This is a genomic window from Bradyrhizobium sp. (assembly GCF_036735945.1).
Lineage (GTDB): Bacteria > Pseudomonadota > Alphaproteobacteria > Rhizobiales > Xanthobacteraceae > Bradyrhizobium.
The window spans coordinates 26,200-51,691 of the sequence record NZ_DAINNI010000019.1; the positions used below are offsets into that span (position 1 = coordinate 26,200).

At 59.4% G+C, this 25,492-nt stretch carries 22 protein-coding genes; 5 read left to right on the forward strand and 17 right to left on the reverse strand.

Annotation, left to right across the window (positions count from 1 at the left end):
* Positions 1–71: 71 nt before the first annotated feature.
* On the reverse strand, positions 72–1,178 hold the full coding sequence (locus tag V7E26_RS09525; protein WP_324415196.1) for a DUF4062 domain-containing protein: 1,107 nt from the start codon (positions 1,176–1,178) through the stop codon (positions 72–74).
* Positions 1,179–2,680: 1,502 nt separating this feature from the next.
* Here V7E26_RS09525 and V7E26_RS09530 point away from each other — a divergent pair.
* Positions 2,681–3,589, forward strand: coding sequence for an alpha/beta fold hydrolase (locus V7E26_RS09530; RefSeq protein WP_442893375.1), 909 nt, complete (start codon positions 2,681–2,683; stop codon positions 3,587–3,589).
* A 71-nt stretch (positions 3,590–3,660) separates the two neighbouring features.
* Positions 3,661–6,003 carry an AI-2E family transporter gene (locus V7E26_RS09535; protein WP_324415197.1) on the forward strand — a complete coding sequence of 781 codons (2,343 nt, stop codon included), beginning with the start codon at positions 3,661–3,663 and terminating at the stop codon, positions 6,001–6,003.
* A gap of 259 nt (positions 6,004–6,262) precedes the next feature.
* Here the strand turns inward: V7E26_RS09535 and V7E26_RS09540 are convergent, their stop codons facing one another.
* From V7E26_RS09540 to V7E26_RS09555, 4 genes are all read right to left on the reverse strand, one after another.
* Entirely contained in the window at positions 6,263–7,450 is a 1,188-nt protein-coding gene (locus V7E26_RS09540) for an extracellular catalytic domain type 1 short-chain-length polyhydroxyalkanoate depolymerase (RefSeq protein ID WP_324415198.1), read from the reverse strand.
* Between the two features lie 4 nt (positions 7,451–7,454).
* Positions 7,455–7,895: a CopG family transcriptional regulator gene (locus tag V7E26_RS09545; RefSeq protein ID WP_442893379.1), complete on the reverse strand. Its 441-nt coding sequence runs from the start codon at positions 7,893–7,895 to the stop codon at positions 7,455–7,457.
* 119 nt (positions 7,896–8,014) lie between these two features.
* Positions 8,015–8,635: a hypothetical protein gene (locus V7E26_RS09550; RefSeq protein WP_324415199.1), complete on the reverse strand. Its 621-nt coding sequence runs from the start codon at positions 8,633–8,635 to the stop codon at positions 8,015–8,017.
* A gap of 12 nt (positions 8,636–8,647) precedes the next feature.
* Entirely contained in the window at positions 8,648–8,965 is a 318-nt protein-coding gene (locus V7E26_RS09555; RefSeq protein WP_324415200.1) for a hypothetical protein, read from the reverse strand.
* 312 nt (positions 8,966–9,277) lie between these two features.
* On the opposite strand from V7E26_RS09555, the gene V7E26_RS09560 reads away from it, so the two are divergent.
* Together V7E26_RS09560 and V7E26_RS09565 are read left to right on the forward strand one after the other, a co-directional pair.
* Positions 9,278–9,784: a YciE/YciF ferroxidase family protein gene (locus V7E26_RS09560; protein ID WP_324415201.1), complete on the forward strand. Its 507-nt coding sequence runs from the start codon at positions 9,278–9,280 to the stop codon at positions 9,782–9,784.
* A gap of 201 nt (positions 9,785–9,985) precedes the next feature.
* On the forward strand, positions 9,986–10,156 hold the full coding sequence (locus V7E26_RS09565) for a hypothetical protein (protein ID WP_324415202.1): 171 nt from the start codon (positions 9,986–9,988) through the stop codon (positions 10,154–10,156).
* A gap of 1,073 nt (positions 10,157–11,229) precedes the next feature.
* Here V7E26_RS09565 and V7E26_RS09570 read toward each other — a convergent pair.
* Positions 11,230–11,388 carry a hypothetical protein gene (locus V7E26_RS09570; RefSeq protein ID WP_324415203.1) on the reverse strand — a complete coding sequence of 53 codons (159 nt, stop codon included), beginning with the start codon at positions 11,386–11,388 and terminating at the stop codon, positions 11,230–11,232.
* 1,359 nt (positions 11,389–12,747) lie between these two features.
* Between V7E26_RS09570 and V7E26_RS09575 the strand changes: the two genes are divergently transcribed.
* On the forward strand, positions 12,748–13,104 hold the full coding sequence (locus tag V7E26_RS09575) for a nuclear transport factor 2 family protein (protein ID WP_324415204.1): 357 nt from the start codon (positions 12,748–12,750) through the stop codon (positions 13,102–13,104).
* A 61-nt stretch (positions 13,105–13,165) separates the two neighbouring features.
* Here V7E26_RS09575 and V7E26_RS09580 read toward each other — a convergent pair whose 3' ends face one another.
* The 11 genes from V7E26_RS09580 to V7E26_RS09630 form a co-directional block, all read right to left on the reverse strand.
* Entirely contained in the window at positions 13,166–15,157 is a 1,992-nt protein-coding gene (locus V7E26_RS09580) for a PAS domain S-box protein (protein WP_324415205.1), read from the reverse strand.
* On the reverse strand, positions 15,126–15,776 hold the full coding sequence (locus V7E26_RS09585) for a chemotaxis protein CheX (protein WP_324415206.1): 651 nt from the start codon (positions 15,774–15,776) through the stop codon (positions 15,126–15,128). The genes V7E26_RS09580 and V7E26_RS09585 overlap by 32 nt, the downstream gene beginning before the upstream one ends.
* Positions 15,773–16,153 carry a response regulator transcription factor gene (locus tag V7E26_RS09590; RefSeq protein ID WP_324415207.1) on the reverse strand — a complete coding sequence of 127 codons (381 nt, stop codon included), beginning with the start codon at positions 16,151–16,153 and terminating at the stop codon, positions 15,773–15,775. Before V7E26_RS09590 ends, V7E26_RS09585 begins: the two co-directional genes overlap by 4 nt.
* 141 nt (positions 16,154–16,294) lie before the next feature.
* Positions 16,295–16,549 (reverse strand): hypothetical protein, encoded by a 255-nt coding sequence (locus V7E26_RS09595; protein WP_324415208.1) that lies wholly within the window; start codon positions 16,547–16,549, stop codon positions 16,295–16,297.
* Positions 16,546–18,831: a chemotaxis protein CheA gene (locus tag V7E26_RS09600; protein WP_324415209.1), complete on the reverse strand. Its 2,286-nt coding sequence runs from the start codon at positions 18,829–18,831 to the stop codon at positions 16,546–16,548. The genes V7E26_RS09595 and V7E26_RS09600 overlap by 4 nt, the downstream gene beginning before the upstream one ends.
* Positions 18,828–19,226, reverse strand: coding sequence for a response regulator transcription factor (locus V7E26_RS09605; RefSeq protein WP_324415210.1), 399 nt, complete (start codon positions 19,224–19,226; stop codon positions 18,828–18,830). The genes V7E26_RS09600 and V7E26_RS09605 overlap by 4 nt, the downstream gene beginning before the upstream one ends.
* Complete coding sequence (locus V7E26_RS09610; protein ID WP_324415211.1) at positions 19,219–20,088, reverse strand: CheR family methyltransferase; 870 nt, start codon at positions 20,086–20,088, stop codon at positions 19,219–19,221. The genes V7E26_RS09605 and V7E26_RS09610 overlap by 8 nt, the downstream gene beginning before the upstream one ends.
* A 5-nt stretch (positions 20,089–20,093) precedes the next feature.
* Positions 20,094–20,699, reverse strand: coding sequence for a HEAT repeat domain-containing protein (locus V7E26_RS09615; RefSeq protein ID WP_324415212.1), 606 nt, complete (start codon positions 20,697–20,699; stop codon positions 20,094–20,096).
* Positions 20,686–21,801 (reverse strand): chemotaxis-specific protein-glutamate methyltransferase CheB, encoded by a 1,116-nt coding sequence (gene cheB / locus V7E26_RS09620; protein WP_324415213.1) that lies wholly within the window; start codon positions 21,799–21,801, stop codon positions 20,686–20,688. The genes V7E26_RS09615 and cheB overlap by 14 nt, the downstream gene beginning before the upstream one ends.
* Positions 21,798–23,378 (reverse strand): chemotaxis protein CheW, encoded by a 1,581-nt coding sequence (locus V7E26_RS09625; protein ID WP_324415214.1) that lies wholly within the window; start codon positions 23,376–23,378, stop codon positions 21,798–21,800. Before V7E26_RS09625 ends, cheB begins: the two co-directional genes overlap by 4 nt.
* Entirely contained in the window at positions 23,371–25,293 is a 1,923-nt protein-coding gene (locus tag V7E26_RS09630; RefSeq protein WP_324415215.1) for a methyl-accepting chemotaxis protein, read from the reverse strand. The genes V7E26_RS09625 and V7E26_RS09630 overlap by 8 nt, the downstream gene beginning before the upstream one ends.
* Positions 25,294–25,492 lie beyond the last annotated feature (199 nt).

Consider the following 25,492-nt stretch of genomic DNA (forward strand, 5'->3'; position numbering starts at 1 on the left):
CGAGGCAAGAGGATTTCACCCTCGACGAGGACACAATTGAATAAACAAACGTTCACTGCGGATGTCTGCCGCTACCCAAGGGCCATCTGGGCAAGGCGCGAAGCGATCCGAACGCGATCGACGATGCCGACGAAGCTGCCGTTCCGCACGAGCAACAGGAACGGCGCTTGGCGCCGGACGATATCCGAATGAGGCACCAGATTGCCCGGCGCGCCCAGTTGTTCGATCGCCTCGCCTTGCTGCCTGATGCCTAGTTCGCGAAGCGAAGTGGGATTCACAACAAGTTTGAAATCCATCTCCGATCGGCCAAATACCTCGAGGCCTGCAGAAATGTAGTTTGCGATCACACAGTCGACAGGACTCTGGAATTGACAGGGCAACTCACGGCTCTTTTGATATGCCGCTTCGAGCTTCGGATACGCTTTCGCGAAGGCGCGGCGCACTTCCATGGGTGGGGCCATGAGTTCGACTCCCCCATCCGCATTGAGCACCAGCATCTGCTTGATATCGGTGAAGTCGGATGCGAGCGCAGCCGCAAGGTGAAGACGGGTGTTCCACCAAGGCTTCGGGCCGAGAGAAAGAGAGACGAACTCAACCGATCTCAACGCATCCATTTGCGCGCCGATATTTGGAAGGAACGATGGCCCGAACTCAGCCGCCGACTGGACGTCGTTCAATGGCTTCACATCCTCCGCCCGTTTGGTCGCTTCATATTGAAACAAGGACACCAGTACGTTCTTGGCCAGATTGTCCGGGGAATGAAAAAAACCGGCCCACTGTTCCTTCGTGAGCGTGTTGCGAAGATCCCGGATTCGCTGCCCCTTATCCGACTCCTGTTCGGCATCGCGGTGCTTGCTTGACCATGGAGCATTGTTGTCCAATAAAAAAATGAAGCGCGGCTTCGACGCGGCACCTGCTGCGCGATACTCGAGTTCGGTGATAGATCGTCCCTCGGGATTGTTGTCCTCCGGTACGTAACCATAGCGCCAGGCGAAAATTCCGACATAATAGTCCGCCTTTGCGACGTCCGACTCGCATGCGGCCTTCGGCCGATCATCGCGCGCCGCATAGCGCTCCATCCAGTCGACATCGTAACCGCAGTTGCGAAGGGCGTCGGCTGCGACAGTACGGAATTCTTCCAAGTCACCGATTGTCGATGAGAGATAGACCCGCCTCATTTGACGCTCCCTCAATTGAGATGCGCAAGATGACCGGCAACTGCTCATTCTGTGCAAGCCGAAGGCTTCGTATCAACAAATATCAATGGACCTTCGTGCGAGGTGTAACCTGTCTCACATTTTGCTTCGTTATCGTTTGGAATTTTTATCTGGTTTGGCTGGATCGTATCCAGCGACGGGCCGTTGGTCAGAACCGCCCGTTCGCATTTTCTGGCAGATTTCGCAGACACAAGAGCGCGGCATGAGCCGTCAAACCATTACGCAGGGAGTGCCGGCGTGCCTCGGCTGTATCTGTATGCTCGTGTGCCCTTTGCTTTGCGCATGTCGCACACGAGACCGCGGGTGCAGCACGCACCCGGCATTCCCTGCCCCCTCCGTTTTTCTGAGGGTGGAACCGGCAAAGCCCTGGGCGTCATGCGCCTGCGGGAACGCAGGCCTGTGTCCGGATTTTGAAGGGGAAACGGCGGTTGACTCGGGAACCGCCAGCAATCAGAAAAAGCCTGAAATATGAACGGCAAGCGTAATGGTCGGAGTGGCAGGATTCGAACCTGCGACCCCTGCGTCCCGAACCCGGTTATCAGGCGGGAAACCGTTGAAAGTCAAGAGGTTTAGCTTCTCCTCGCCTCCGCTTAAACGCATTCGTTCCTGATGTAGCCGGGGTTATGCCGGGGTTGCAACTTCACGCAGAAATCAGCTTTCTCCCTCAGCTTATCGCTGGACAGTTGCAACGATCTCATTCCGTTTGAGATAGTGACTGATGGTAGTGTCAGGCATCCGAGTTTACGGAATTGGGCAAGCGGCCCGTATTCGGCTTCAAGTCAGCGTGGCCTTTAGGCAAGTCATGCGACTGCGATCCCGTTAAGCGCTGACCAGTGTTTATAGAACATCAAAATCTGGACCAGGGCTGACGCTCCGTTGGGAGCGTTCTGACGGATCATGTGAAACTTGCTGCTGAGTAAGCCATCATATTGAAAACTTGGCACCAACGGCTTGGGGCCGTCGGGACGGCTCACGCGCACCGACGGCCACAGCAGGCCGCTTGCTCCTTAAAAAGGTCGGCGACCGACATAGGCCAACGAACTGGCATGCGTTTGGTTGCGACACGGCCGAGTGGGGTGGCTCCAAAGAAAATCTGTCCTTACACTGCCACTCTCGCCAAAAGCGGCCGGTCGCGCCCAACTTATCTGACTAAGTCACAGAGAGCTTTTGGTTTGCAAATGAGAGCCTAGCGGTGGTTATTCGCCAACCTCCCGTGTCCTACGTCTACAATGTCAGTTTGAAGTGCAATCCTCCCAAGGAACGATCCCCAACATCGTCAGTTCACTTAGCGGCTGCAACATTTCCCTGGATCTTCCGGATTTCGTGCACGCCCTTCCCGAGTGCCATACATGACCTCAGCCCACACAGGCCGACGCCGTCGTTCTTCCCTACCCCTTCGACGTCGCCAAGCAAGGTCGCCTTTAGCAGCAGCTTCTGCGATTGCGATCGGAACATTGGCCGCAATGGCGTTGGTCAATCGTCATCTTGCGAAGAAGGCAGAGCGCGATAATCCGGCTGCAGGACGGATCCTCAATGTCAACGGCGTTAGGCTGCATTTCGTTGAACGAGGCTCAGGCGAGCCACTGATTCTTTTGCACGGCAATGGGAGTATGATCGAGGATTTCCAATCCAGCGGTTTGATCGATCTTGCGGCAAAGCAGTTTAGGGTCATTGTTTTCGACCGTCCCGGCTTCGGTCACAGCGACCGGCCGCGCAACGTGATCTGGACGCCCGACGCCCAGGCAGAACTGATCAAGCAGGCTCTTGCAGGGCTCGGCGTTTCGAACGCTGTCGTTCTCGGACACTCATGGGGCGCATCCGTCGGTGTTGCGCTGGCTCTAAAATTTCCGGATCTGGTGCGCGGCCTGGTCCTCGCCTCTGGATACTATTATCCGACTGCGAGGCCCGACGTCATCGCGATGGGGGCGCCATCGTTACCCCTCATCGGCAACATCCTCAGTCATACCCTGTCTCCCATGATCAGCCGCGCAATTTGGCCCCTGATGATGGCGAAAATCTTTGGTCCCCGATCCATGCCAGAAAAATTTGCCGCCTTTCCAAAGGAGATGGCCCTGCGACCTTCGCAAATCCGTGCATCCGCCGCGGAGTCGGCCCTGATGATCCCGGACGCGTTCAAGCTGCGCAACCAGTATGCGAATTTGAAGATGCCAGTCGTCATCATCGCAGGCCAGGATGACCATTTGATAGACATCGACACGCAGTCGGCCCGGCTGCATTCTGATATTCCGCAAAGCAAGTTCCACCGAATTGCCGGACACGGCCATATGATCCAGCAGACAGCTACGGATCAGGTTATGTCGGCGATACAGGACGTGACGCGCAGCGCATCGCAACTTGAAGCAGCGGAATAGTTGAGGTGGGCGGAGCAATGCCCAACTTTCCTATAGCCCCAGAGCTTCAACCAAACCGACCCGAAGAGTCGGTGAAGTCTCGCGAACTGAACATTGTGAAGATTGCAGCAGCTCTGGTGACTGCCGCGATCCTCATTGCAGGTCTGTACTACGGTCGCGACATACTGATACCGCTTGCGATCGCCTTCTTGATCACTTTCGCGCTGAATCCTCCGGTCACCTGGTTTGTCCGACGAGGCCTTCCCCGACTGCTCGCGACGATTCTGGTCATGGCGACAGTCGTGTGCGCTCTGCTAGGACTAGGCGTCATCCTTGGGGCCCAGGTCCGTTCGATCGCGGTCGAACTGCCGGCCTATCAATCGACAATACTGACGAAGCTGTCGGATCTGCGTCAGAATCTCAAAGCACCGGGCTTGTTCGACGGCGTGCTGAAAACCGTGGCACGCGTGCAGAAGGAAGTGGAGTCAACGAACGACAAACCCGCGGAGGGTCCCCTTCCGCAGCGCGTCGAGATCGTCCCCACGCCACAAACACCGTTCGAGCAGGTATTCGCCTGGCTCGTGCGGTCAGCGGAGCCCCTGGCCACTGCCGGCATCATCCTGATCTTCGTCTTTCTGGCACTGCTGGATATCGGCGACCTTCGCGACCGGTTAATGCGCCTGCTGGGTGGGAACTTCCATCGCTCGACCGATGCCGTCGAGGAGGCTGGCGCGCGGATCAGCAGATACCTTTTGATGCAACTATTCGTAAACGTCAGCTACGGCGTGCCATTAGCTGTAGGCCTCTGGATTATCGGTATACCTGGCGCCCTGTTGTGGGGCGCCGTCGGCGCGGTCATGCGCTTCGTCCCCTATGTCGGCCCGCTGATTGCGGCGATATTTCCGATCGCGCTCGCCTTTGCCGTCGATGGCGGCTGGAGTATGCTGCTTTGGACTGTTGCGCTGATCGTTATCCTCGAGTTGACAAGTAACAACATCGTCGAGCCGCTGCTCTATGGTTCGAGCACGGGCCTGTCGGCCATAGCTCTGATTACCGCGGCAATATTGTGGACAGCGCTTTGGGGCCCCGTGGGTCTGATCCTCTCCACCCCTCTCACGGTTTGCCTACTCGTGCTTGGGCGCAATCTGCCGCAACTGCGCTTCCTGGACACGATGCTCGGCTCGACGCCCGCACTGGACGTTCCAGCCCGTATTTATCAGCGGCTGATTGCAGATGATGCCGACGAAGCTGTCGAGATCACAAACGCCGAGATCGAAAGGTCTTCGGTCATCTCATTCTACGATGCAATCGGAATCAAGGTCCTTCGTCTGGCGAGTGAGGAGTATCTTCACAACGCAAGCGCCGAGCACCGTCTGCGTCTGGCGAGCGGAATGGATTCCCTGCTCGACGACATAAGGGATGATTTCCCGCCCTCACTGAGCCCGGAGGTAAAACCCAGTGTCTTGTGTATCGGGGGAAAGTGGGAGATCGATGCCCTCGCCGGCAAGATGCTTGCCCATGCGCTCGCTTTTGAAGGGATCGCCGCAGTCTCCCAACCCGCAGCAAGCGTCAATGCCGATTATCTGGCCAACCTCGACCTGAAGGGGGCGGACATTGTCTGCCTCAGTTACTTTACGCCGAATCCAGCCATCCCCGTTCGGCACGCCTGCCGGCGTCTGCGAAGACGATCGCCGAATTTGCGCATCGTCCTGGCGCTGTGGAATGCCCCACCGGAACTGTTGACGGATGAATCCCTTGCAGCGCTCAAGGCCGACGCGGTTGTGACTTCGGTCGAAGAGGCGGTTCGTCGCATTCATCGGATCGCCGCGCCCGAGGAAGCAAGGGCAGCCCAGCAAGCGCCCTTACCGGACAATGATGCAGAGCGTGTCAACGCGCTCAAAGCCACCGGCGTCCTGGAGGGTGACAAACGTGAAGCGTTGGATGCACTGGCCAAACGCGCGGCCGACGTTTTCAACACCGACCTTGCCGTAATTACGACCATCGATAAGGACCGCGAATACTTTGTCGGACAAAGTGGCAAGTTACCAAATGCCATTACCGACGATACAGGCACGTTGCTGCCGATGGACCGCGAACACGCAATCTGCAACTATGTTGTGGCTGACCAGGAGACGCTCGTGGTTTCGGATATCGAGCGCGACCCGCGCTTTGCCGATAACGAGACGATAGAGCAATGGAACATGCGCTTTTATGCCGGCGCGCCGCTACGCACCGCCGGCGGTCTGATTATTGGAGCGCTCTGCATTCTCGACGCCGAACCCCGTGCCTTGGAAGAAAACGAAGTCGCATTGCTTGAAACGATGGCGGCTGACGTCGTCGCCACAATTACAACGAGTGATGCGACAGAAGAAGCGTCGGTGAAATCTTCGCCCGCTTCCGCATCAGCCACAGTCGGGCAGCCGGTCCCGCCGTAGCGTGCGCTAATCAACAGTCGCTTTATCGACCGGCATTTTGAGGGCAGACAGGTCGGCTATGGCTGCAGACACGTCGGCTAGGGCTAAAGTGCCTCCGCTAAGTCAGTCGAACGGCCAAATGTTAGCTTCGCTTCGTCTTGCGCTCTTCCCAACTCCCTTTGTTCTGCGGACAGATCCAGCACAGTGAATGGACCGCCGGCGCGGCAATTGTAACATCGGCTGCCAAGCCGATCCGGACAAGACTTAGCAGGTAAGCCCATCAACGCGGGAGCGAATGATCGAGGAAGAAGCGCAGCATTTCCCTCGTCGCGTCCGGCCCTCGCGGATCCGTATATGAGCCGGCCGGGCTGCCTCCCGACCAGGCGTGGCCGGCACCATGAACATTCCATTGCTCGGAGACGACGCGCCCGCCGGCGTCGATCAGGATCGTGCGGGTATAGGCGTGCCCGTCACGCACTCGTCCATCGATGACTTTTGCTTTCGCTCTGGCCGCCTTGGCGGCCTGCTCGACAATTCGGTCTCCATTGTTCGGATGCACGGTGGTGTCGCGGTCGCCATGGAAGACGATGGTCGGTACGGACGGGCCACCATCCACGATTTCTCCGCCACCCTGCCGCATGGCGGCGAACGCGGAGGGCAGGTCACGTGCGGCGCCACACGCCAGGCCTGAGTGAATTCCAACGGCCGCATACAGATCGGCATGCGTCGCTGCCATGATGGCGGCGGCGGCCCCGCCCGCCGACAACCCCGCCACGTAGACGCGCTTCGGATCTATCGGATAGTTCCGCATGATCTGCCGGGTGATGCCCGCGATCAGTGATGGCTCGCCGCCGTCCCGCTGCTGGTCTCCCGTGCGAAACCAGTTCCAGCATTTCGACTGGTTGGCCCCCCTGGGCTGCTCCGGATAGACCACGAAGCAGTTCTGTTCTTCCGCCAGGAAATTCATCCGGGTGCCCGCCGCGAAGTCATCTGGCGACTGGGTGCAGCCGTGAAGCATGACTACCAGGGGAAACAGTTGTCCTTGAGTGCGGCTCGGGACGAACAGCTTGTAGGTGCGGCTTCCAGCCGCGCCGCAGAAAGTGCCAGCGATGAACCTTGTGTCCGCGGGTGCGATATCCCTCGCGGAGGGCGACGGGCGCGTCATCGGACCGCGCAGATCAAGCCCGGAGAGCTCACGCATGCCGTCGAGTGGCGCGACGCTTTTGCGGTGTCGCCCGAAAGCGGCCGTTTTGCGTGTGGTTTGTCGGCCTTCCCTTTCTTCGACGACGCTGGCCTTCAGCTCGATGGTCGGTGGCTCGAGCCGCGCCGGCGCGTCACGTGTAGTGCCGCCGGACGCTCCTGCTACGCTCTCGCCCCGCAGCATACGCTGCAGGAGGGCGGTGGCCTCGGCCAATTGGCCCGCGCGCGTGAGGCGCGTGGCCTCGCGAACTATGTTCTGGTCCAGCATCGCATTACCTCGTTCTGTCGGCGAGAGCGGCCTTGACCGCGGGAGTGGCATGCAGAGCTCCGAGCACCGAAACCGAAGCAATGGTGGCACGGGCCAGGTCGGGCGTGACGTCGTGGGCGATGGTAGCCAGGCCGAGAACGTTGATGTGCAGTACCTCGCCGGCGCGCTGCGCCGCTTCGAGATCCGCGCGGCTGTAATTCCGCAGCCCCAGGTCCAGGCTTTTTCGGACGGTCGACTGCTTGACGACGTCCGCGTGCCGTTCAAGCTGGTTGCGGATCGCCGTCCGGATGAAATCGGTCCGGTTGGAATAGAACCCTTCCTGCACCATTAGATCGACCTGACCCAAGTCGACGTAACCGAGGTTGATCGTGACTTTTTCGGTTTCGGGCGGCCTTGGCCGAAGCTCCCGTACGTGATCCACCATAATTGACCATCCAAGCACCATCTGCATGGATGGTATATGGATGTCCCAGTCGTCTGTTCAAGTACCTGGCTGGTCGGGACGGGTTCTATTCGCCGCCAAAAAAAAAGACGACCCGCCGAAGCGGGCCGTCTCGATATTTGTTAGCGCAGCGTCCCGCCGTATAACTGCCGCTCTTTGCGAACCTCCTCCGCCCCATAAGGTGCGCTGGCCGGATCGAACGATTTCCACCCGGACTTTTGCCACGCAGCACTCCGTTCACGCAGGTTGACGGCCGACTCGTTCAATATTGAATCAAGGCGGGACTGGTCGGCGTCCGCGACACGCGCCGACACCAGCGTGCCGCCGCGGCGGACGCCTTCTGCGTAAGAGTGAGCGTCCTCTGCTGAAACGCCTGCCTCCGTGAGCGCACCCACAATACCGCCGGTAGCTGCTCCAGCGGCCGCGCCGACTGCGGTCGCGGCCAGCCAACCCGCTGCGACCACGGGTCCGAGGCCGGGGATCGCCAACAAGCCAAGCCCGGCAAGCAAACCGGCAGCGCCACCTACACCCGCACCAATGCCGGCGCCCTTCCCGGCACCTTCGGCGCGATCGTCGACGCCGTCGCGGTCGCGGTCGACTTTTTTGTCGGTGTTGAACCAGCTGTCTGAATTATTGGCGACGATGCTGATGTCCGAGTGCGGCACGCCTGCGGATTCGAGCCGCTGAACAGCTTGCTGAGCATCGTTGTGGCTATCGTAAAGACGCGAAATTGTAACCGTCATGCTAAATATTCCTTACTTGGCCGTGTTCACGTTGCCTTGGAAATCGACGCTTACCGAAGTGGCTGTCCCGCCTTTACTGGCCTTGCCGCGCCAGACGCCATTGTCGTCTTTCTTCAATTCGGAGACGCTGGTAAAGCCCGCATCCTCGATCTTTGATTTGGCTTGTCCTTCGGTGAAGCTGTTGCGACCCGCGACGGGGGCGTTTGAGTTGTTTTGACTGGGGCTGTTCACCGCGCTGTTATTTGGTCCGGATTGTGCGGCAGGATTTTGAGCCGAGGCCGCGGTCGCTGCCAACAACCCGATACAAATGAAAAGAAGTGAGCGCTTCATCGTTTTCTCCAGAGTTCAGGAGCGGGCCTAATCTCCCGCCGTACCTTTAGTTCCTCGGCGGGAGTTCAGCTCGTTGCTTCACGCCGAGTATCTCAAGCTCTCGACATCGTCGATCATTGGAGGCTGTTCGCACCATCACATTGCGCTGCAAGCCCGCCATAAGCGGCTTCCTCTCAAGAGTCAAATCCAAGATGGCCTTGAGACGAATGCCGAGAAAATTGGATGACGAGAAGTGTCGTATTGCGCTTGCCTTGGAACTTAGCCCGACAAGGGGGATTGCCCCATGCAATCCCACCACCAGCGGAGAACACCATGGCCAAGATGAAGAAGCTCGAGGATCTGTTTCACGACACGCTCAAGGACGTCTACTTCGCCGAGAAAAAGATACTCGCGAGCCTGCCGAAAATGGCAAAGGCCGCGCAGCATTCCGGCCTCAAAGCTGCCTTCGAGAAACACCTAGGCGAAACCGAAGGCCAAATCGATCGATTGGAACAGGTCTTCGCGGAGATCGATAAGAAGCCGACGGGCAAGACTTGTGATGCCATCGTGGGCATCACCAAGGAAGGCCAGGAGATCATGGACGAATACAAGGGCATGCCGGCGCACGACGCGGGGCTGCTTGCCGCAGCGCAGGCCGTTGAACACTACGAAATGACTCGGTACGGCACGCTTCGCACCTGGGCAGAAGAACTCGGCTACACCAAGTCGGCAAAGTTGCTCCAGCAGACCCTCGACGAAGAGCGTGCGACTGACGCCGCTCTAACCAAACTTGCCACGGCGGTCATCAATCTGGACGCCGAAAAAGACGAAGCAGCATAATCCACTGGAGCGCCGCCCCACCAAATGGAGCGGCGCGGCCTGACCGATCGACTGCCCCATTCCCATCCGCGCATGTGGGTCAAATGAGAACGGTGCAACAGTCCGTAGACCTTCATCAATGCGGATGCCGCTGCATTGATGGCCGAGTGAAGTCTGGATGACCACAAATGAATGCTACCACTCCGTTCAAAGGAATGCCTAATGGCCAACAATAACAATCCAAACGAGAAGCAGCCCGGCGAAAACCCGGAAGGGAAGTACCACTTCAATCCCGGCAATATGGCCGGAAAAAAGCCCGGAGATGCGGAGCAGACTGCTGAAAACCGTGGCAGACCTCATGAGCCTAAGCCCACGGAAAAGCCTGCCGATTAAGAGACGGTTTGCTGCCGAAGCAGTTATTACGTAGCTGAAATGGGGCGATAATGCGCGCTTCCTGCTTATCTCTCGTGCGCGTGGCTAAACAGTGCTTGATTGGCCAAGCGTTTGCTTGCTCGGCATCGTCGGATGAGCGCTAAGCCTAGCGCATTGGAATGGCTGCCCCGGCTCCCCCTGCCGGGGCAGTTCCGAAGAGAGAAAAGAGATCCGACGAACAGATCGAAGAGAACGAAATGCACAAGTATAGAGACTGACCCTACGCCCGCGAAACTTCTATCCCGCTGGAATGAGGAGAAGCCAGAAAGGCAAAGCCTGAGGTCCAGTCAACGGAAGGCAATCCGGAAGATCCTCAGAGCGTCCAGCGGCGGCTGAGAAGCAGGACGCTAAGTGACGCATTAAGGGCCGCCCGGTGATACGCCTGCCGCCGCTTATTGTGGTGGTCTGTGATCAGCGTCGGCGCATGGACGAACGCCAGGCAAGGTACACGGAAAACTTGCTGAATTTGTCACGCATCACCCTAGACTGAGAAAATGACGGTCCTATCGATAGAGTACCCCTACTGGCTAATGATAGTTGGCATTCTCCTGTTTATGTTGGGGCGTGTCGGACTCGCCTTGCGCCAACGAAGCGTTGACTCTGACCCACTCGCAAATGCAGCTGATCAAGAGCCGTCAGAGCGAGAGGCGGACGTGAACGAGGTCGAGGCTTACAATCGCGTGGCGAAGGAGAAGCGAAAAGAGCGGTGGGCTCGAAATTCCCCCGATGAGGACCCGATTGAAATTCACGGCGCGAAATGATGGTGCGCTGTGATCAGTACCTTCACTTCAGAGGACCGATCGATCGGCGCTGGTGCGTACAAGTCCGCGGCAGCCTCACAGACACCTAGTCGGGGTGCAGAGCAACTTTCTTCGCTTCAAGTTCGGTTATGAGCTGCTCTACTGCCTTACGGACTTGCTCATCGCTGGTTTGGCTCTGGAGCCATTCATTCGGAGAGCGCCACACGGTATTTGTAAGCGGTCTGCGGAACCGATCGCCGCAATGTTTGGGAATCTCAGGTTCTGGGCCGCGCACTAATTGCTCTGCCGCGCTTCAACGGCCTGGGCCAATCTCAGCCAGTCTTCAGCGACCAGTAGCCATGCCTTGATGTCGACCGGGTTGGCGGTGGATTGAGCATGTAATAGCGCATCCTGGGCTTGCTGCCGAAACCTGATGGCATCATGCGCGGCCATGCCATGAGCGTAGTCGCCGGCTTTCCCGACGGCCCTCACTGCGGGGCCAGCAGGCCGGGGGATGAAAGCCAAGCATCGATTTGAGACGCGGTTTCGGCCTCTCTGGCCAACCGGGTCAATCTCTCACGCGCATGGCCAGGTGGCGTACCCGCAGCTTCCTTGCGCAAGCGCGCTACATGATCAGAAAGACGCTGATTTAGCGTTAGGGATTGTTTGACGGTTTGTCGCATAGCTCCTGCTCCTCGGCGTGTAAGAGGCGGAGCGCAATCAGGCGATTCCATCACCGATAGGTGCCAAAGGCGGTGCGGTGACCCTCAACATATGGAGATCTCGCTTTCATCAAACTAGCCCCCAGCGAAAATTTAACCTGACTAAGTGCGCTACTGGAACTTACTCCGGCGTGCGGCGCCTTAATTGTCTTCTGAAAGTGATCGCCGCTCGCCTCAGGCAGTTATCGGTGACTGAGAGCCCTTACGCTCCCGCCTGAACAAACGGCGGTGAAATGTCGAAATCCCCCTCGTTCCATCTTCCTGAGTCACCGGTGCCCCAGTGTTACTAGATCTTTCTGGTGCTGCTTATTGATGCGGCAATGCTGTTCTAGTTCCTCGTGATGTGGCCGCGCCATCTCCTACCCCTCTAACGCAGTGGTGACGTTGCATGAATCGATCTCCCCCCAATGAAGTATATTGCTTTGATCAATCACCATCCGCCCGCGTAGAACGTCTTCGCAAGGAAGCTGCTGGCATGCCGCCTGGTGTTCAGCAAGACGCATTGCTCCGTTGGGCGCAACAAATCGAGAGGACTTCTGCCGTAGGGTCGGACAGCGAGGGACCACCGTAACGACCCTGCGCTCACGGCGGGGTCATCACCGACGAGGAAATGATCGAAGGGCTTTCGTTCCCGAGTTTTAGGCGGGTTGCCATGATGATCATGGTCCTGGTGAATTATCGCAGCGGTCCGCGATGGAAATGATCTCAACTAGCGCAGTTGACCTTTCCGACGCCCAACATGCAGACGCGAGGACGAGTGACTGAATATCCAGCTTCTTTGCAGTACGCTGCAGAATGCGCAATGACCAAGTCGCTTCCCTTTCGGCAAGCATATTGATCTGAAGCTCAACGCGATCGCGCCGCTCTAACGTGCGATCGATCAGGCTCTACCGCGCAGATCCTAAGGATCGTCATCCGGCAATGTTCGATGCCCATCATCGAGTTACCCACCGCGCCGGCGAGGATCCATTCGTCGGGATCGGCCTCAAGATGCATGTTCGAGCCAACTCTAAACATCAACCGGCCCTGAACACCCGGTTCACGACGCATTCATCCCATTGTCGCTAGCAGCGCCTTGGGAGGACTACGTATGGCGAATGCAAAAAACGGACGTTTTGATGCTGTCGATATTGTTGTTGATTGGATAGACGCATGCAAGCAGCGCCGTTTGGAAGCGCTGCTCGATCTCTACGATGAAGTAGCTACTGTCGAATGCTGTGAAGGCGGCAACTTCACCGGCCGATCTGAAATGGAGCGATACTGGCGACCGCGGCTTGCCAGAGCTGGGCGCGACGCCTTTGCGATCGACGCCTTGATGCCGGAAGAGGATGGCGTTTCGCTCGACTATCGCGATTACGACGGTCGCCGCATGAGAACGCATTTCCTGTTTGCGCCATCCGGCAAGATCCGGCTCACGAGATGTGAACCCATCCGACTCGCTGCATGAGGTCAGTGCTGGCAACCCCAGCGGCGTGTCCAACGACTCGCCGTCATAGGATCCAGCGCAGCTATGGCACCGCCTTCTCCAGCGCGGCCGCAAGGTCTTTTGACGTATAGGGCTTGGACAAATGCTCGAACTCAATCGATCGGTCGGCGGGCAGTTCCGCGTAGCCCGTGGCCAGGATGATGGGTAATTTTGGATTACGGGCCTTGACCCTCTGCGCGAGTTCGAACCCGTTCATCCCTGGCATGGCGTAATCGGTCACGACAATATCGAATGGAGCGTCGCTTTCCAGCAATTTGAGTGCGTGCGGTCCCGATTGAGCTTCGGTAACGCTGTGGCCGAGATCGAGCAGCATATCGGCCGCCCCCATGCTCACCAGGATGTCGTCGTCCACCAGTAACACTCGAAGGCTTCGCGATTCTTTCGGTTGCGCGAGTGGCATGTCCACATCCGGCGCCCTGCTGCCCTCCTTTGCCTGTGGCAGCCAGATCGTGACTGATGTCCCCTCTCCCGGCTGACTTTTGATACGCATCGTCCCGCCGGATTGCGCCGTGAATCCATGGACCATCGACAGCCCAAGGCCGGTGCCTTTACCTATGCCTTTTGTCGTGAAGAACGGCTCCTGTGCGCGCGCCAGCGTGGCCTCGCTCATGCCCTCACCGGTGTCGGTAATGGTGATGCAGACGAAAGGATCTCGTGACAGCCCGATACTCTTCCCGCTGGCCTCGTTGTGACAAGCAATCGTCAGCGAGCCGCCCTGCGGCATCGCGTCCCGCGCATTGACGGCAAGATTGATCAAAGCCAGCTCGAGTTGATTTGCATCAACCTCGATCGCGCCAACCTCTGGCGACACTTCCGCGCGTATCTCGATGTTTGGACCAACAGAATGCCGCAGGAAGTCCAGCATTTCGGGGATCAGCTTTTGGAGAGTGACAAATTCAACCTTGAGTTCCTGCCGTCGCGCAAACGCCAACAGCCTGGTGGTCAAGGTAGCACCGCGCTCGGCGCCCTGGATGGCCCGGTCCAGCAGTCGCGATATCCGCGGCTCTTGCGGAACTGCTTTCTTCAGCAGACTCAAACTGCCCAATATGACGGCCAACAGGTTGTTGAAGTCGTGCGCCACCCCGCCGGTCAATTGCCCAATGCTCTCCATCTTCTGGGATTCATGGAGTTGCCGAAGCGCGATCTCGCGCTCGCGTGTCCGCTCCTCGACCCGGCCTTCCAGTTCATCGTGACTTCGTTGCAAGGCGTCGCGTGCATCCCGAAGGGCGGCATCGGCCGCCGCCCGTTCCGTAACGTCGCGCCAGATCGTCGTCACGAAATCGCGTTGATCCGCGCGCCAATGCCCAAGAGAGATCTCGAAGTTTCCGGATTTCCCATTCTTGTATCGGCCGATGACCGATATCGCAGCATCGCTTTTTTGATCGACAGAACTGTTTGCCAAGGCTGGGAGCAGCTGATTGTCCGGTTGCAGCAGAATGTCGAGCGGTTGCCCGAGCAACTCGGCGTGTCCATACCCCAGAACATGGTCCACTGCGCCGTTGACCCACTGAATAACACGGCTGTCGTCGATTGTGATGATCGCGTCAGGCGCCGAATCGACGATCGCATGGTACCGGGCGTTCTGACGCTCCCGCAGTACCCGCTCTCGCGTGACCGCTACCGTGACGTCAGTGATCTGCAACAGGCAGTAATTTGCCTGCTCGGAGGATACTGGACGCACGATAATATTGTGAAGAATCGGCTCCCCGCCTTCGTCCTGCAAGTCCAACAACGCATTCAGCGTGTGGGTCAGGATACTGGAGCTGCCTACCTTGAACGCATCCTCGATAACACCGGGTAAGCGGGTGTTTTGGACTTCAGGAAATATATCATACAGCGATTTCCCGATTACTTCCTGCGTGGAGCGTCGTGTGACGCGGGCCATCCACGCATTCCAGCCGAACACGCATCCGTCGGTATCGACCACGACAAGGCCGATATCGACATTGTCAAAAACGAGACTGAATACAGGATCGGACGAGTTACCCAGCATGACCAGATGGTTGTCTTTCAATAGCCTCGATAAAGTCGTTCACGATCGTCTTCAGCGCGGCGATGGATGGCAGATCCATGAGCAGAGCGATGAAGCCGTGCACATCCCGCGCCTTGATGTTGAAATCGATATAGAGAAACAGAACGAACTGTTCTCCCGACGCGGGCCCCTGGACCTCGAACAAAGTCGCTCCGTCGCCTCGAACGATCGAGGGCAGCGACATCCGCATCGTCCGGTTCAAGACATTCGCGATGGTCGCGAGGCATCCGTTGAGAATGATATTTCCGGTTTCTGCGAGCGCCTCTTGCTCCAGATCAATGACGTCCTCCAACGTATGCTCGTCGCCAACGATCGAGCGAACCAGCTCCAGACTTTGCGCCTCCGGAAAGATCAAAAGCGCCTTGCCATCGAACGGCCCTTCGAAAGTTTGCTGCACGGCCACGAGCTTTTTCGCGTTCCCGCGCTCAACCAGTTTCGACGCCGCCTCGCGCGTTACGATCTTGACGGAAGGGACCGAAAGCAAGACCTCTTCTCCCACGAGAAGACGTAGACTGCTCGCAGCGCGGCTGACGCCCATATTGGCAATTTCGGCCAGCGCATCCTGTTCGATCTCGGTAAGTTGGCTCGCGTCTTCGATCATGTCGATGATTTCTTGAGCCGAAGCGCGGCGCCAGAGAGAAATGCGGCAAGACTTTCATCCGTCAGAGGCTTAGGGATGAAGCCGGCATTCAAATCCCGCGCCCGTCCAATGATTTCATTCTGGACGTTTGCCGAGACGACGGCGACCGGCATGTTCGGATGTGTCTTGCGGATATTTGCGACAAGCTCCAACCCATCGATACCCGGCATGTTGAAATCGATCAGCGCAATGTCCACGGCACCTCCAGAAACGGCAGCAAGCGCCTCGTTGGCATTGGTTGTTTCAACCAGCGTCCAGTCCGGCCGGATACGACGAAATGCGCTTGCCATCACCATGCGAGCGAGCTTGCTGTCATCAACGATCAAGACTTTGTGCATTTTCCAGACTTCTGTAGCTAGGTGCCTGACCTGTTTCGGTCGCAGCTGAACGGCGGCAGACCTTAGCTCTAACCTCTTGCAGCAAGGGGGTAAATGGCCGGATTACGCCCTTGGTTCCAATAAAGCGGCGATGTCGGGATTTTATCCGGCCGTCCCTTTTTGGGGCAGTTTTGGCGCCAGCCATTGCTGTACCCAGACATCGCCGCAAGGCCCCGGCGGGGCATTGCCCGAGGCCATGATGACCTGGAGGACGGCCGTATGGAGTTGGCGACATTGTGTCCAGTCGACATCTGCGCCCGGCGTTGCCTGGAGCATCTGCAAGAGTGCCTCGGCATCCTCCACCCCGCACACGCCTTCGAGGACTACGATACCTTCATCGCGACGACGAATGGTCAAGCCAGTAATTCCTTCACATCCAGCACCAGCAAGACCTGTCCATTGCCCAACAACGTCGTCCCCGCATAGCCGCAAGCCCCCGCCAGCAGGCCCTGCATCGGCTTGAGCACAACGTCCAGGCGGTCCCGAACCGCATCGATCTCAACAGCAGCTATCCGGCCGGTCGCTTCGATGACGAGCAGAAGTCTCGGCTCGGAGGCGTCTCGCTTTCGGCCAGGCAAATTCATCAGTTCGGCCAAAGAAATGATTGGCACCACGCGATCCCGCAAAACGAAACCGTCATTATTCTTGATCGTGCTTACCCGGTCGTGCGCAATACGCACCGTCTCGGACACCGCTTCCATGGCAATGCCGAACAACTGCCCGCCGGCCTCGACCACCATGATGCGGGACATCGCGATCGCCATCGGCAGGTCGAGCCGAACCGTCGTGCCGACACCGACGTGGCTCCGCAGCGAAACCCTGCCTCCGATCTGTTCTATCGCACTGCGGACCACATCCATTCCAAAACCGCGGCCTGAAATATCCGATACGGTCGATGCGGTGGAAAATCCGGCCGAGAATACCAAATCGATAACCGCTTCGTCCGTCAGCGCTGCCAGTTCATCGGGCGGCAATATCTGTCTTTCGGCCGCCTTCCTCCGCACGACCGCCGGGTCGATGCCGCGGCCGTCGTCCGTAACCTCGACAAGCAGGCGGTCTCCGCTCCGCGATGCCGCAATCGAGATTTTCGCAGCCTCCGATTTCCCTGACGCGCGCCGTTGCCCCGGGTCTTCGATGCCGTGATCGAGGGCATTGCGTACCAGATGCACCATGGGTTCGAAAAGACGCTCGACAATGGTCTTGTCAGCTTCCGTGGTCTCACCACTCGTAACAAGGGTTACCTTCTTGTCGAGCTGCCTGGCAACGTCGCGCACCAGCCGGGGAAAGGATCCAAACAGCTGAGCAAACGGCACCATCCGCAACTGCAGGACCGAGCCGTGCAATTCATTCACGAGACGATCGATCGCGTCACGGTCGCGCTGGATTGACCTGGTGATCTCGCCGCTATCGAGCTTCCGCTCGACTTGCCCGACCGAGTAAGACAGTGCGTTTCTTGCCACCACGAGTTCACCCGACAGATTGACGAGCGCCTCGATTTTCGCCTCGCTGACGCGGAGCACGCGATCGGCCGGTCTTTCGGATGCCGACTGGGACGCGCCGTTGACCGCGATCGTCGAGGGGAGCTTGGTGAAGGCCGCGAGTGCCTCCTCAAGCGCCGACAATAATGCTCCGGCATCCCGCTGCGCCAGCGCCATGGTGCCGGCCCGCCCCACTCTATCCGCCAGATCCGATCGCTGACCGTGGCGCAAGGCATTTTCTGCCACGCGTGCGGCGGCGCCAATGCAGCCCGCCAGTTCGTCCGCTCGATCCGGTACGCGCAGCAGCTCGCACTGCGCCTCGATGGCCATGCAGATCAGGGCTTGGCTGTCGGACCCGACATGCATCTCCGCTGCGGGAAGCATTTCTGATGGAATGCTGACAATCTCAATCTGATCCGGCACCAGCCGAAACAGCGCGGCGATTTCATCTCGATTGCTGCTCGAAATGGCCCGCAAGCGCAGATTGCAGGCATAGGGGTCGATCTCCCCAAGCGGCGCAAAAGGCTCACGCGGTTCGATTTGCAGCGCCAGCAAGCCTGGCACCTGCTTCATCAGCTGCACCGGATCGTCACCATTGTAGTAGCAGCCAGCGAAAGGCTCATAGGAAATGGCCGTAACTGCGACTGGCCCCTCCGGCATGCGCGATGCGATCGCATCGCGCTCCGCCGCCATCAGGAGCGAGACCCATTCGGGCAAATGCCCCTGCCCTTTTTCCTTTGGAACCTCCGGGGCGGAGACCGCCGGCTGGTCACCGGTTCGCGGCAAAAACATGCGCAATCGTTGCGCCATCGCGCGACTGTCCTCACCGGCTTGCGACGGCAACGACCCGGCGGCCTCGAAATTGTCAACCCAGCGCGACACCTGATCGAGGCAGGCGAGCGCCGCATCGACCATCTCCGGCCCGGCCGCGAGCGTGCCATGCCGCACATTGTCCAGCAGATCCTCGGCAGCATGGAGGACGATGCTCATGGCCGGCAGTTCGACGACGCCGGCAGACCCCTTGAGCGTGTGAAACGCACGAAAAACGCTATCGATACGCTCGGGCGACTTGCCGTCGCGTTCCAGCGCGATCAGATTATCCGTTGCCTGCCGGATAAGCTCGCGCGCTTCGGCAACGAACTGGTCATCCAGGGCGCTCACAGCGCAGCTCCCGTCAGAACGCAGACATGCCGGACCAGTTCGGCCTCCGCTACCGGCTTCACGAGGTAGAAATTCGCACCGGCCAGCCTGGCTTCCGCGATGTCCTGCACCCCCGACTCGGTCGAAATCATCAATGCCGGGAGCGTTGCTACGTCAGCCGTCGCGGATCGCAGCGACCGCAAAAACGTGAAGCCGTCCATGCGCGGCATATTGACGTCGACGATCACCAGATCGAATGGTTCCGACAACACTTTCTCCATAGCCTCGATGCCATTGATCGCCTGCTTGACCTCAAAGCCGGCGATCTCCAGCGCAGAGCGATAGTAGAGCCGCACCAGCGAGGAATCATCGACCACCAAGACCTTCGCCTTGGCCGGCGTTGCCGCGTCAGCCATCATCTACCTCCGGCCGTTGATAGACGATCGCGTCGGGAAATCGGGATACACGAAACAGCGGGGAAATCCGGCTCATGCTTTCCGAATGGCCAAGACAAATGTAGCCGCCCGGCCGCAGGCAGTCATAGAGATTCTCGGCGGCGAGCCGACGCGAAGCGTCGTCAAAATAGATCAAAACGTTGCGGCAGAAGATGAGATCGAAATCGCGATACTGCATCATATCCTTGGTATCGATCAAATTGGCCCTCGTGAATTCGATAGACTCTCTCAAACCCTTGTCGATCTGGTAATTACCGCTGGCAACCGGCCCGAAATAGCGGCCGATGATATCGCGGGATAACCGCATCAGCGCGCGATCGCCATAGACGCCTTGCGCGGCGGCCTTGAGCGCGCGGGTGTCGATATCCGACCCGACGATCTCGATGTTGTAATTGTCGACCTGCGGCCAGTTTTCCATCAGCCAGAGCGCGATGGAATAAGGCTCCTCCCCTGTCGAGCAGGGAATCGACCAGATCCGCAAGGTGGAACCCGGCTCCTTTTGGCTGACGATGACGTCCAGCAGGCTCGCTGTCATGCAACGAAGCTGGTGTTCTTCACGGTAGAAATAGGTTTCGTTGACCGTGAAGGAATTGATCAGATGCTCGATCTCCTGATCGGCATCCGTCCTCAGCAGCGAGAAATACTCCTGAAACGACGATGAGCCGGTTGCAGCAATACGGTCTTCCAGGCGCCGATCGATAAAATATCGCTTGCTTTCAGCGAACGACATACCGGTGCGACGGTAAAGGAATTCGCAGAAGCGCTGGACCTGCTCCGATGAAATATGGATAGGCTGCGACGATCCTCCCTTTGAATCGTCCATCGGCTCTAGCCTTCGCCCGATATGCGGTTCATCGCCACGGAAATCGCGAAAGGCAGAAAAGGCGTCGCAGCAAAGCGCGCCGCGCACCTCTCCAGAGTGGGAAGCGCTTCCGGCGTTCCAACTTCGGTCAGGACATCGATCGCTGCCGCACAGACGTTGGGGTGATGCTCATGTTCGATCAATTCGCAAAGCAGGCGGGTGGCCTCGGACGCTTCCATGTTGCGCGCGAGTTCGGTTGCAAGCAGGCGCACATCGGAATCGCCGTCGCTTAACAGCGGCGGCATGAAGGGAGCGATAGCGTCGGGCAACGCCTGCAACGCCTCGATCGCCGCCGCGCGTACCCCCGCATCCTGCGACCGCAGGTATGGCAATAGAACCTCGATGCTTGCCGGATTGCCGATGCGGATCAGCGCGGTCATGATGGCTTCGCGCACCCGCGGGATCGCTTCGCGGCCGAGAGCCGCGGCAAGCGTCGGCACTGCGTCCGCCTGCCCCGCCAGTGCGCGAGCCGCCGTCCAGCGGCTGTCCGCGTCGGGACTGTCCAAGGTGGCGTGCGGCGAGCCCGCGGTCTCGCCACTCGCCCCGCCTTTTTTGCCTCTAACCAGCGGCACAGGAATTCACCATTTCAATGATCGTTTCGGCAATGTCTTCCAGCGACCGTACCTTTTCGGCGCCACCATTCTTCACCAGCTCGCCCGGCATGCCCCAGACGACCGCGCTGGACTCGGCTTCAGCGATGGTACGTCCTCCGGTCAGCCGCAGACGTTTCATCGCCTCGGCGCCGTCATTGCCCATCCCGGTCAGCATGACGCCGACCAGACGAGAGGCTTCGAGATGATCAAGCGCACTGGCTACCATGCGTTCCACGCTCGGATGCCATAGATAGCTGGCCTTGGCAGGCACTGACATCGCGATAACGCCGGCCGCCCGAGGGGCGACCATGACGTCGGCATCGCCCTTTCCGATATAGATCGTACCGGGCCTCAGAGGCATTGGTTTGTTGACCTCGACGACGTCGAGATGGCATTCCCGGTCAAGCCGTTTGGCAAAGGGTCCGGTGAAACTCGCCGGCAAATGCTGGGCCACGAGAACCGGCCAGGGGAAATCCGCCGGCAGTTGCGGCAGCACGGTATCGAGCGCCGCCGGGCCCCCGGTCGAGGTGCCAACCAGCACGAGTCCCGGGAGCATCGCACTCCAGCTCTTCATGTCGGCTTTCACGCCCGATTGCGATGGGGCGCGGCGGGCGCGGGGGCGCGAGGCCAGCCCGGCACCGCTCATCTGATGACGAACGCGCTCCGTCAGACGCAGGGTGCGCCGGATCCGGGCGCTGGATGCGGCTCGAACCTTTTCCACCAGCAGCGGCCGCAGGCGATCGATCTCCAGTGAAACCGCCCCACCCGGCTTGGCGATGAAATCGACCGCGCCGAGTTCGATTGCCTCCAGCGTCGCTTCAGCGCCGTCCGCTGTCAGCGAGGAAATCATCACGACCGGCCGCGGCGCCTCTATCATGATCCGGCTAAGGCACGTCAGGCCGTCCATCCCGGGCATTTGCACATCGAGGGTCACGACCTGCGGATCGAAAGCGCGCACGAGTTCGAGAGCTTCGTCGCCATTACGGGCCATGCGGATGTCGAAGTCACCCTCGGCGGTGAAGATGCCTTCGAGCAGCTTCCGCATCAAGGCCGAGTCGTCAGCGATCAAAAGCCGGATCACGAAACAGTCACGGGTGCATCGAGCTTGGAATGGGCGAACTTGGCAAGAAGATCGGCTTCGACCTGATCGAGCAACTGTGCTGGATCGACCAGAAGGATCAACTGCCCGCTGGCCTCAACATTGACCAGGCGCGAGATGAGCCGCATCTGCTCGGGCGACAGTTCGGGCGCCGGACAAATCGAATCGCCAGATACTTTCAAAATCCTGGAGACGCTATCGACAAGGAAGCCCGCGGTCACCCCGCCGATGCCCAATATCAGAATGCGAGAGGAACCGAGCTGTTGCTTGCTGTTCAAATCAAAACGACGCCGCAGATCCACGATCGGCACGACGCTGCCGCGCAAGTTCATCACCCCGTCGATGAACGCGGGAGATTTCGGCAACCGCGTGATATGCTCGGGTGGACGGGCGATCTCGCTTACCGCGGCAATGGGAATGCCGTAGTCCTGATCACCCAGCCTGAAGATAATGAATTGCTCGTCTGCCATGGTGTTCGTTTCGGGTTGCAACGCCGGGTCACTCCCCCCCTGCTCGCTCAAAATGCGCTGAACAAGTTCCGACCGAAACAACCGGTCCGGGGACAGCAACGCGACCAGTCGCCTTCCGCCCTCGAGCCGGCAAATCGAGGTGATCTCCGCATCCCCGTCCCCGCGCGTCAGCAACGTCGGCGCCGGATCGATCAGGTCCGGATCGATACGAAGTATCTCACGCGTCGCATCGATCACAATTCCGACCGCGCCTTCGCCGATCGACATTACCACGACCTTGCCGCGAGGTCCCTGTCGATCGCCGGTCGGCAGACCCAGCAATGTCCGCAGCGACACCAGCGGCAGCAGACTGTCCCGCAGCGTCACCACCCCCAGGACGGCGGTTTCCGGACGGGGCAATTCCGAGACGTGAGCCGGCAGCGGAATGATCTCGCGCACCCGGTCGATCGGCAACGCATACTCCTGGTCGCCGAGACAGAAACTCAATAACGAAATCAGCTCTTTTGCTTGCGTTCCGGCGGCCGGGCTTTTGGCCGACGCAGCCTGGATTTCGGCCGGCCTCGAAGAAACACCGAGCCGAACGAATTGCCCTTGCAGAACACGCGGAGGATCCAGCAGTTTGATCGGGCTTTCGCCTTCGGCGCCTTTGATGACATCGCCCAGCAATGCAGAACCGTCGCAATGAATGCCGGTAGCGTCCCTTTCGAGCCGGTCGGTGGCGACGGCCAACAGGCCTCGGATGCCATCAACGACGAACCCGACCGGATTGTCGCCGCGCACGACGATCACGCGCGTCGACTTGTCCGCTGCGATATCCGGCAGATTCCGCAGAGCGCGCAGGCTCACGACCGGCATTACAATGCCGCGAAGATTGGCCAATCCGAGCAGGCTCGGCGGCACCAAGGGCATGTGGGCGAGAACCGGCGGCCGTATGATTTCCGCGACGACTTGAAGACGCAGACCGAACTGCTCGCCCGCAAGCTGGAACACCAGGAGATTATCCAGTCCCGCGTCTTCCGGCGGGACGAGCGCTTTGCGGTCAGTCGAAAGATCGGCCTTTTTGCGGGTCTGTTCGCGTCTGCTAGCCATTGCGAAGCTGAATGGTTTGGGCGAGGGAGGCAATCTCCTCGATAGCCGCCGCGAGATCTTCCGTTCCCCTCGCCTGCTGCTTTGCCGCGGCGGCCGCCTGGGCTGACGCGCCGGCGGCTTCCTCGGCCACCGAGGCGACCTGGCGCGCACTTTGACTGACATCCTTCATCGAAGCGAGGATGGCTTCGGCGCTGGTCCCGACCTGCTCGTTGCCGGCGGCAATCTGGGCAACATCCTTTTGCACGGCCTCGAAACCGGCCAGCACAGCATCGGCCTTCTGGTTTTCCGTCTCGGCGCTGCCGATCACGCGCTCCAACTCGCGACGCACAGCCGCCACCTGCCCCTGGATCGCGCGAACCGTTTCCTTGATGCGCGCGGCGTTCTCATTGGAGTCGCGAGCGAGACTGCGAATGTCCTTTGATACGACGGCAAACCCCTTGCCGAACTCACCAGCTCGCGCGGCTTCTACCGAGCCGTTGACGGCCAGCATATTGGTCTGGATCGACACCATGCTGATTCCGTCAACAATCTTGTCGATACCGGCGCTCATGTTTTCAAGTCCGGCGATCATGTCAAGGCTTTGACGCGTCGTCTCGATCGACCGCGCCACACCATGCGACAGGTCGGCGATCTGCAAGCGGCATTCGCCGAGCATGGCGTCCATCCGCTGCGTGCGCTCCGTCGATGCAACAGCGCTTTGGCGAAACGACAGGGCGGCCTCTTCGACCTGGTTCATCGCCGCACTGGCTTGCTGGGTGGCCACCGCCTGCTGTTGCGCGCCGCGGCTGATCTGATCGACTGCGGTCATGATCTGGGCCGCGGATCCCGACATTTCCTGAACGGCGGTGGAAAGCTGCTCGGCGGCGGAGGCCAGCTGATCGGCGCTGGTCGAATTCATCTTGAGGTCGGTCGCCAGTACGGAAAGCGACCGGGATGCGACCTGGCCTTCGTCGAGCACGCCGGCCTGCTGTTCGACACTGAGGAGCGCTTCCGCCGCCGCCGCCGCCTGTTCCTCGGCAGCGGCGGAGATAATCTCTGCGCCCTTTTGCGCTTCGCGAGCGGCCGTTTCAGCCTCCAGTGTCGCCACGGCAATGGATTGGCTGCCCTCGGCCAAAGCGCCGACTTCCTTGCGAAGCTCGCCCAGCGCCAGAATGACGGTCTGGCTCTTGAGTGCCTCTTCGGTTGCGGCGGCTGCTGCCGTCTTGATGATCGATGCCATCGACGCCACTTGGGTCTCGATTTGCGCGGCGAGGCCTTGCACGTCCTGCGCGCTCTTTTCCGAGGTTTCAGCCAGTGCCCGAACTTCGTCGGCGACGACCGCAAAACCGCGGCCATGGTCGCCGGCACGCGCAGCCTCGATCGCCGCATTCAGCGCCAGCAAATTGGTCTGGTCGGAGACTTGGCTGACGGTCTTGGTGACATCGCCGATGCTTGCCGCCTGGCTGCTGAGCTGCGCCATGATGTCCACGGTGCCGGCCTGACGCTCTCCATTATGCTTGATGTTACCGGCCCACGTTCCGATCTGGCTCGACGTCTCGAGCAGCAGCGATTCGACAGCCTCGGTTCGCCGGCGCGCCCCTTCGGCACGATTCCGTGCTTGAACGAGCGTTGCTGCTGTGTTGGTGGCCACTACCAGGGTTTCCTGCGCCGCGCTGGCGGCTTCCTCTGCTCCGCTGGCTATTTGCTCCATCGAACGGCGCAGCTCCTCGGCGGCGGAGGACGCCTCGGTTAACCCAGCCGCGAGTTCCTCCGTTGCTGCCGCGATGCGCTCTTCGATCTTCTGTTGTCGGTTGCCCGATATCTCGGTCGGCGCCGGCTTACGGCGATGCGTCGAAGGCGCCGTTGGTTTTAAAGTTGATTGCGGCGCGAGACGACGCGCGTCCCGTTTGCTCGCCCCTAGTTCGGAGGTCTTCATTAGGGTTCTTGGGCCACTTGCCGCGAGATTTTTGGAGACAATCGGCTTGCCTCCGTCTTGCGCCCCGGCTTTCGATGGCGATACGCTCCCCTTCTCGCTCGCTTGGGCGGAATTGGCTTTGGGGCGTCCGGTCGTGGCAGGCCTTTTCCGCATCGGAACCTGAATTCTTGGGTTTGCCATTGGATTTGGCATGAAAATG